The sequence below is a fragment of the Burkholderia sp. lig30 genome, assembly GCF_000687455.2.
Classification (GTDB): Bacteria; Pseudomonadota; Gammaproteobacteria; order Burkholderiales; family Burkholderiaceae; genus Burkholderia.
On the sequence record NZ_JGVW01000024.1, the window covers coordinates 1 to 3260 of the forward strand.

General features: G+C 69.4%; 4 protein-coding genes. 1 reads left to right on the top strand and 3 read right to left on the bottom strand.

Translation table 11 applies throughout. From position 1 onward, the window contains the following. Window positions 1-60: 60 nt before the first annotated feature. From LIG30_RS01965 to LIG30_RS01975, 3 genes are all read right to left on the bottom strand, one after another. Window positions 61-831: a glycosyltransferase family 2 protein gene (locus tag LIG30_RS01965; RefSeq protein ID WP_038709217.1), complete on the bottom strand. Its 771-nt coding sequence runs from the start codon at window positions 829-831 to the stop codon at window positions 61-63. A gap of 115 nt (window positions 832-946) precedes the next feature. Continuing rightward, window positions 947-1663 carry a 3-oxoacyl-ACP reductase FabG gene (gene fabG / locus LIG30_RS01970; protein ID WP_038709221.1) on the bottom strand — a complete coding sequence of 239 codons (717 nt, stop codon included), beginning with the start codon at window positions 1661-1663 and terminating at the stop codon, window positions 947-949. A 194-nt stretch (window positions 1664-1857) separates the two neighbouring features. Next, window positions 1858-2118, bottom strand: coding sequence for a phosphopantetheine-binding protein (locus LIG30_RS01975; RefSeq protein ID WP_038709223.1), 261 nt, complete (start codon window positions 2116-2118; stop codon window positions 1858-1860). Between the two features lie 575 nt (window positions 2119-2693). On the opposite strand from LIG30_RS01975, the gene LIG30_RS01980 reads away from it, so the two are divergent. Next, window positions 2694-3260 (top strand): membrane protein (locus LIG30_RS01980; RefSeq protein ID WP_038709219.1); only part of this gene is annotated, 567 nt, incomplete at its 3' end.

Genomic DNA, 3260 nt, shown 5'->3' on the forward strand with positions numbered 1-3260 from the left:
GGGTGCGGGTGCGGGTGCGGATGCGGATGCGGATGCGGGGAAGCCGGATCGCGCCGCGAACTACGCGCCGCGCGTGAAGCGCCGCGCGATCAGCAGGGGCAAGCGCAGCAGGCTCCCGAACACGAGCCGCACGTGCATCCACGTCAACAGCACGTTGTCGCGCCCGTAATGGAAGTGGGACACGCCGCCCTCGTCGGCGCGGTAGTAGCGCACGGGCGCATCGAGCCGGATCGGGCGCACGCCCGCCCAACACAGCCGCACGGCCGCTTCGGGATCGAAATCGAAGCCGCGCATCCATCGCTGCCGATGCATGATGGCGGCCAGCGGCGCGGCCGGATAAAGGCGAAAGCCATACAGCGAATCGCCGATGCCCGCCCATAGCGTCTCGATGTCCGCACACACGTTCGACAGCCGTCGCGCCCGCACGCGCAACTTCGGCGCACTCGCGTCGAATTGCGGCACCCCCAGCACCATCGCGTCGGGCGCCGCCTGCGACGCCGCCATGAATGCCGGAATCAGGTCGGCCGGATGCTGCCCGTCCGAGTCCATCGTCAGCACGTGCGTGAAGCCGCGCGCCACGGCGGCGTCGAGCCCGGCGAGCACGGCCTCGCCCTTGCCCCGGTTGGCCGGCAGAACGATCACGTGCAGCCCCGGATCGCGCCCGGCCATCGCCTGCAGCCGCTCCGCGCTGCCGTCGGTGCTGCCATCCACGACCACCCAGACGGGATTCCAGCGTTCACGAGCGCGGCGCACCGTTTCGTCGACCTTGAAGCCCGGGTTGTAGCTTGGAATCAGGACGAGATGAGTGGACGAGGCGTGGGTCGTGGGCATGGAAACGGCCAATTGCGGTGAAAGTGAAACCTGATGGAATTCTAGGATTTTCCGGCAGCTCGGCGCGGCCGGCATTATCGTGCCGGGGACAGGACGAACGCCCGGCCCCGCCGCGTTACGCGAGCCCGCCATTCACCGACAGGACTTGCCCCGTCACATAGGCCGCCGCATCCGACACCAGATACGCGACCATGCCCGCGACTTCGTCGGGCCGGCCGGCACGTCCGGCCGGCACGAGCTGCTTGATGCGCTCGGCGGGAAACGCGTGCCCGGCCATCGGCGAATCGATGATGCCCGGCGCCACCGCGTTGACCGTGATGCCGCGCGACGCGACCTCGAGCGCGAGCGACTTCGTCGCGCCGATCAGGCCGGCCTTCGCGGCCGCGTAGTTGACCTGCCCGCGATTGCCGGTGACGGCCGCGACGGACGCGATATTGACGATCCGTCCCCAGCGCGTGCGGATCATCGGCAGCAACAACGGCTGCGTGACGTTGAAGAACCCGTTGAGCGACACGTCGATCACGCTGCGCCACTGCTGCCGCGACATGCCGGCCATCGGCGCATCGGCGTGGATGCCGGCGTTGTTGACGAGGATCTGCACGGGCGCGTCGGCCAGCAGGCTTGCGATGGCGGCCTCGGCCGCATCGGCGTCGGTCACGTCGAACGCGATCGCGTGCGCGGCGCCGCCCGCCGCGACGATTCGCTGCGCGACCGTCTCGGCCTGCGCCAGATTGCGGTTCGCGTGCACCCAGACCTCGTGGCCGGCCTTCGCCAGCGCTTCGCTGATGGCCTGCCCCAGTGCGCCGCTGCCGCCCGTCACGAGCGCGCGCATCGACTCCTCCTCCCGTTCGCTTTCCCTGCCGCCGCGGCCAGGCCGCATGCCGTCCCGTGCCGCGCCCCGCTCGCCATCGATCCCGCCGCCACCGCGCCGGCCTCCGGCGCAACGCCGTACCGCGCCAGTGTGCACGCGTCTCGTGTCACGCCGATAACAGCGCCCGGAGCGCGATCGGTGCGCGGCGCGCGCCGTTATCGCACGCGATGCGCGGCAACGTAGGCGGCGAGCGCGCCGAGCGTCGCAAAAATCCTTTCGTTATCCGGATTGTCAGAGCGCAGCTCGAAGCCGTATTTCTTCGAGATCAGCAGCGCAATTTCCAGAATGTCGATGGAGTCGAGCCCGAGGCCTTCCCCGTAAAGCGGGGTATCGGCGGACACGGCTTCGAGTCGGATGTCTTCGAGATTCAGTTCGCCGACGATCAGTGCGGCGAGCTCTCTTTCCAGTTCGTTCATGATGCTTGCAAACAGGCAGCTCACGGCAACGGGATGCAAATGGAAACGGCGACGCCGGCGCGCGGATCGCGCATGCATGTCACTGTCCGCTGCAGTCCGCCGGCTACTCCGCCCGCGTAATTTGGGGATCATTCAGTAGAATTCAGGCGGATTCTAGACGAAGGGTCCCGGCGCGTATACCGAGAAAGGTTACAGAGGGTCGGGCGGGCAACGCCCCGCATTTTGGGACGCGAACGCGGGGGACGCTTGAGCGGCTTCGCGCCGGATTGAATCGGGTGCGCCAGGGGCCGTGCGCGCAGCCATACAATCAGTTACAAAACCCGGCACCGCGCAGCCGGACGGTACCCGGGGAGCGCCCTAAAATGGGGACTTCGCGCATCCGCCCGGATGCCCGTCCGGGCATGACATTAATATGACGATTTCACGCCCGGCGACCGTGCCGCGCCCCACTCCGCTTTGACGTACCCAGCCATGCCGTGCATGCCTTTTCTCCCCGCGCCCGACCGCCCCGATGCCCGCCGCCATGCCGCGCCGCAGCCGCGTGCGGTCCGGCGCCCGTTTGCCGGGAGCGCGCGATGGGCACGTTGAGCGGCGTCGCGCGCGGCGCGGCGGCCTTCGCCGCGGTGACAGGCTATCAGGCGGCCGCGCATTACGCAGCCGCCACGCCCGGCGCGCACGGCCTGGGGCTCGCGCTGGCGCTCGTGCCGCCGCTCGCGATCGCGCTCGCCGGCGCCGCGCGGTCGGCGCGGCGCACGTGGCTGCTGCCGCTATGGGTGCTCGTCTGCGCGGCGCTGTGGCTCGGGCGCGCGCCGCTCGCGCGGCATTTCGCGTGGGGCCTGTATGTCGAGCATCTGAGCTTCAACCTCGCGATGGCCCTGCTGTTCGGCCGCACGCTGGCGGCCGGGCAGGTGCCGCTCTGCACCCGGTTCGCGACGACGATCCACGGCGCGCTCACGCCAGCCGTCACGCGCTACACGCGGCGCATCACGGCGGCGTGGACGGTGTTCTTCGTCGCGATCGCCGGCGTGTCCACGCTGCTGTTCGCGACGTCGTCGACGGTCGCCTGGTCGACGTTCGCCAATTATCTGGCGCTGCCGCTTGTCGCTGTCATGTTCGTCGCGGAGCATGCGTGCCGGCGCTTC